A 4,478-nucleotide genomic window follows, 5' to 3' on the forward strand; every position below is an offset into this window, starting at 1 on the left:
ACCAACAAGGCAGGATCAAAATTATCCGGTTCCGCTTCAAGAAATGAAGACGCCCTAATACGTCAAATGGACCGGGCAGGCATAACAGATCCAAAAGAGCGCGCAATGTTCATGGCGCAAATGTCGCACGAATCAGCCGGATTCACACGCATGGAAGAGAGTTTTAATTATCGAAGCGCAGACAGGATTATGGAAGTCAGCAAAACCGCCAAAAGCAAAGGTCGCACGGCAATAGAGCAAGCCATGGCGCAAGGACCTGAAGCCGTAGCAGAGATCATGTACGGCGGTCGTATGGGTAACGTTAATCCGGGCGATGCGTATAAATTCCGTGGGCGCGGGCATATACAGCTTACCGGGCGAAACAACTACGAAGCGGCAAGCAAAGCAATCGGTGTTGATTTGACTAAATACCCTGATCTTGCTTCAAAACCCGATATGGCAGCAAAAATCGCTGCCTGGTACTGGCAAAAGAACAATCTGGGGGATATGGCAAGAGCTGGAAATACCAAAGGAGTTAGAAGAGGCATAAATGGTGGCCTTAACGGTCTATCTGACGTGGACACCAAATACGCCAGCTACATGGCATCACTGCAGACACCAAGCATCACCAGAACACAGACTGTATCTGCTCAGACACCAGCTGCGCCAAAAATACCAACCATACAACACAAAATACCCGACGCGCCGTCAATATCTGAACAGCTTACGTCGGGTTCAGGAAAACGCAATCAGCAGCCTATAGTCATCAATTCTAACGAAGTCGGACAGGATGTTAAGGACCGTAGGATTGCACATGTTGTTACGGGTGGGCTGAGTGATTAACTTAATAAAATTCGCAAGAAATAAAACAAATAGTCTGTACTTTTCAATCTTGTATTAACTAAAAGTTTTTACTACAAAATCGCATTAAAAGGGAAAACAAACGCAAAAAAACCCTTCTAATTGAAGCTTTGAAAATCAGCATATCTAGTAGGTTCGACATTCAAAGTCATCATACTTTTAAAAGTATCACTTGTTGGAAAGTACCACTTTTCGACATCAATAGCTGGCTGTTCAAACAAAAGTTATTAATTCTAAGACCCTTTCACACTGAGGAGTTCATAACAAGCCACTATTACCATGGCAATTTTTCGTATGTGGAGGTACTTATGATTTTAGTTAACAAAATAGCAATTCCTATAATCTTGTATTCTATTTCTGTAACTGCCGTATATGGAAACCAGGATGACGAGCTGAATTCAAATGAGGAGACAAATTTTCATCCACCAGTCGTATTACAAAATGAACCAACGTTAATTAATTCTGCCAAAGATGTGGTTCCTGATTTCGCATCAAAACCAACAATAACTTCGAAGCAAAATGGAAATTGGTTCGATCTTTCCACCTGGCAAGAAAACAGGCTACCAGAAGCTAACGATGTTGTTAGGATAGAGCAAGGCCATACCGTCAATTACAATGGAGTCAGCGACGTTTCTCTGGCTGCTATAGGTATAAAAGGAATTTTAACATTCGACACCGAAATTAACACCAAAATCAAAGCAGGAACCATTTTAGTATATTCACAAGGTCGATTAGAAATTGGCACGGTATCAAACCCTGTTAAACACAACATCCTTGCCGAATTAATTATTGCAAATCGTCCGCTTGCCGTCCTAGAATCAGATCCCGTAACTGACACATACGACCCTTTACAATTCGGCACCGGGATGATTGTTTTTGGTGAAATCAGCATGCATGGTAAAGAGATGACACCGACTTGGGCGAGACTAGCTCAAGAACCAAAATCAGGTCAAACCAGACTCTCCCTTGAAGTTAACCCATCCGGCTGGTCAGTTGGAGATAAGCTCGTACTCCCGGACACAAGACAAACTCCATTGATTAGAAAATGGCAAATCGATCCAGTCACCCCTATTGAGCTTCAACTGGAAGAACTGATTATCACTGATATTTCTGATAAAACAATTACTTTATCTAAACCATTAGATTTTGATCATCTTGGCGGCCGTGATACAGATGGAAATATAGTTGGGATGCCTCATGTTGGAAATTTGACAAGAAATATTCGGATAAGCTCAGAAGACCCTTACGGAGTAAGAGGACATCTGTTATTTACTGAAAGAGCGAACGTCGATATTAGATACACTGCGTTTGTTGATTTGGGAAGAACTACCTCAAAACCTCTTGATAATACTATTATCGAGAATGGTGAAGTTAAACATATTGGTACTAATCAAATTGGCCGTTACCCGATACACATGCATCACCTGATGGGCCCCGTCAATCCCGACAATACAGGTTATCAATTCGTAATTATGGGTAACTCCGTAGACAACGGTGCAAAATGGGGAATCACAGTACATAACTCCCATTTTGGTTTGATAGACAGTAACGTTGTTTATGATACAGAAGGTGCAAGCTTCATAACCGAAGAAGGTAATGAAAAAGAAAATCGATTTACAAACAATTTTGCTGTTAAATCCGGCACCATCATTACCAGCCTTTATGAGCCAAGATATGGTGGTGTGGCCGGAACTGACAGGCCTCTCGGTTTTGCGGATTTTGGATACGAAGGTTCCGCTTACTGGTTTACCGGCAACGATAACTATCTCTTGGGAAACGTAGCTGCTAATGCCGCTTTTGCTGGAGTCATGTATAACTCCCGCCCCAGTGGTTTCTGGTTTAATCAGCCTTTAACGCCGAAACACAGAGGTGCTGATATAGACGACTTAAGTCAATGGACGGACTATTCTGGCACTTGGGCACCCAAAGTTAGGATTTCACAGGAAAATGAAATTTATGCTAGCGGTGTTGGTTTATGGGTAGGCTTTTCAGGTATGGTTGGAAAAATCAATAATTACCTCCTTTGGAATATCAAGCAGACGGGTATTTATTCACAGCGGAATACTTTCGCCGTATATGCCGACATGACGCTGGTAAGTGATCAAACTATATCTAATCAAAACCACATTTATACAATCAATAAGGGCGTTGATTTAACAAACACCCGATATAGATCGGGTCACACAGTATTAAAAAACATCAGAGTTGAAGGTTTTAATCTAGGAATTGATTTACCTGCTTTTTTACAGCCCGATAAATACTCATTACAAGGCGATATGCCTCCAAAAATAACAATAATCGAAAATAGTTATTTACGTAATTATGTCAACGTAAGAGAGCATTCACCTATAGTATCTACAAAACACACACTTATTAACAATGTCGAGTTTGTCCAAAATACTGGCCCATCTAATAAGTATTTATCAATGACTTCTGCGGACATCATATCAAACCTAGAAAGATCGTTCTCGTTAACGGCAAGAACAAAAGAATCTCATTTATTTGTTCTTAACTACAACAGACAACCTGGAGAAAATTTTGAGTATTTCTTCTACGAACAATCCCCAGACCATGTAATAGAAGATGTAACAATCAACAACAAATACGCAAATCCTGAAGATGATTGCCCAACTCTTGGAATGACTAACCAACAATGCTGGGACAAATATGGCGTCGCAACATTGAACCAAATAGCCAGGTGCACAAATAATTACCATTCAGAAATACAAGGTTTTACGTGCCCGATTAATGACTCCGCAAAGCTGGAAGAACTATTTATTAAGCGTTGGGATTAACTATAAGACTAGCTCGGGCTTGATCTGCTAATTACCCGGTTTATAAATTTCTGTCAATTTAGATTTGAGCTTGAATTATTTGTCCATACTTGTTGCAAAGCATAGACACTAATCGTGTCAATACAAGATATCAAGCGTCATGGGATTGATTAAAAATGATAATAGATTAGTAGCTTGCCAGGTAATTGTAAGTAAAACAAATCCAAACACTCTTCTCCTGTCCAAAATTAGCGCCTTACTTCAGGCCCCGCTGACCGAGTCATCAACCAGGGAGGAATCATGAAAAAAAAACTTGATCCAATACAGGAGATAATGCTTTTACTTCTTGCTACAAGTGTATTGTCTACTGATAGAATAGCAACGACTTTATGGATCGATAAGCAACTTGCCGAATTCCACATTAGAGAATTGGTGGAATTAAGATATATAGGTTCATTGTTTGACATATTTACCACCAAATATTACACGTATGATATGGATTACTTAAACGAACAGGTTTGGCTCATCGAACAAAAAGGTCGAAAATATTTGGTAGATCGCGGGTTACTCAAGTAATGTTGTCCGATCGCATGATAAATCCTCCGAATATTGAAGCACCAGCGAATTTCCCTTTAGCACGACAATAATACAAATTACAGCTAATCTGTATTAGTTTATTATTAATTACCACCATTCATAGACTCCTTCAGAGTAGATTCTCCACTCCGCATTGCGTCGGTTTATGAGCCCTTGCATCACTCTCCCTTGTGATTTTCTCCATGCCTTCCATGCCATTTCGAGATTTGGATATCTGGTTTTTGCGGAAGGATTATTAATCATTCGAAGTACTGAAGAAATGAGAAA

At 40.3% G+C, this 4,478-nt stretch carries 4 protein-coding genes; 3 read left to right on the top strand and 1 reads right to left on the bottom strand.

Going from position 1 to position 4,478, the window contains the following annotated elements; all coding sequences use genetic code 11:
• From BMX44_RS16120 to BMX44_RS16130, 3 genes are all read left to right on the top strand, one after another.
• Nucleotides 1-822, top strand: an 822-nt coding sequence (locus tag BMX44_RS16120; protein WP_218143999.1) for a glycoside hydrolase family 19 protein, incomplete at its 5' end; no start/stop codon positions are given.
• A gap of 326 nt (nucleotides 823-1,148) precedes the next feature.
• On the top strand, nucleotides 1,149-3,635 hold the full coding sequence (locus BMX44_RS16125) for a G8 domain-containing protein (protein WP_090634931.1): 2,487 nt from the start codon (nucleotides 1,149-1,151) through the stop codon (nucleotides 3,633-3,635).
• A 279-nt stretch (nucleotides 3,636-3,914) separates the two neighbouring features.
• Nucleotides 3,915-4,190: a hypothetical protein gene (locus tag BMX44_RS16130; RefSeq protein WP_090634933.1), complete on the top strand. Its 276-nt coding sequence runs from the start codon at nucleotides 3,915-3,917 to the stop codon at nucleotides 4,188-4,190.
• A 108-nt stretch (nucleotides 4,191-4,298) separates the two neighbouring features.
• Here the strand turns inward: BMX44_RS16130 and BMX44_RS17600 are convergent, their stop codons facing one another.
• A complete protein-coding gene (locus tag BMX44_RS17600) occupies nucleotides 4,299-4,472 on the bottom strand; it encodes a glycoside hydrolase family protein (protein WP_425433722.1) in 174 nt (57 codons plus the stop codon).
• Between the last annotated feature and the right edge of the window lie 6 nt (nucleotides 4,473-4,478).

The organism is Nitrosomonas marina, assembly GCF_900110145.1.
Classification (GTDB): Bacteria; Pseudomonadota; Gammaproteobacteria; order Burkholderiales; family Nitrosomonadaceae; genus Nitrosomonas; species Nitrosomonas marina.

Bases quoted from the DNA above. Each gene is read 5' to 3' on its own strand.
- BMX44_RS16125 (WP_090634931.1), top strand. From the start codon at position 1,149: ATGATTTTAGTTAACAAAATAGCAATTCCTATAATCTTGTATTCTATT.
- BMX44_RS16130 (WP_090634933.1), top strand. From the start codon at position 3,915: ATGAAAAAAAAACTTGATCCAATACAGGAGATAATGCTTTTACTTCTT.